Below are 255 nucleotides of genomic sequence, written 5' to 3' on the forward strand. Positions count from 1 at the left end.
AAGGCCTGGTGCTGGCGTTCTTCAACCAGGGCGAGGTGTGCACCTGCCCGTCGCGTGCGCTGGTGCAGGAATCGATCTACCCGGCGTTCATGCAGGAAGTGATGAAGAAGATCGGCCAGATCAAGCGTGGCGACCCGCTGGACACCGAAACCATGGTCGGCGCGCAGGCGTCCGAGCAGCAGTTCGACAAGATCCTCAGCTACCTGGACATCGCCCGTCAGGAAGGCGCCGAGCTGCTCACCGGCGGTGGCGTCG

General features: G+C 64.3%; 1 protein-coding gene. It reads left to right on the forward strand.

Annotated elements, in window-relative coordinates; translation table 11 throughout:
• On the forward strand, positions 1–255 hold a 255-nt coding region (locus tag QMX85_RS23460), incomplete at both ends, for an aldehyde dehydrogenase family protein (protein ID WP_282344972.1).

It is taken from the genome of Pseudomonas sp. PS02288 (genome assembly GCF_029959715.1).
Taxonomy (GTDB): Bacteria; Pseudomonadota; Gammaproteobacteria; order Pseudomonadales; family Pseudomonadaceae; genus Pseudomonas_O; species Pseudomonas_O kuykendallii.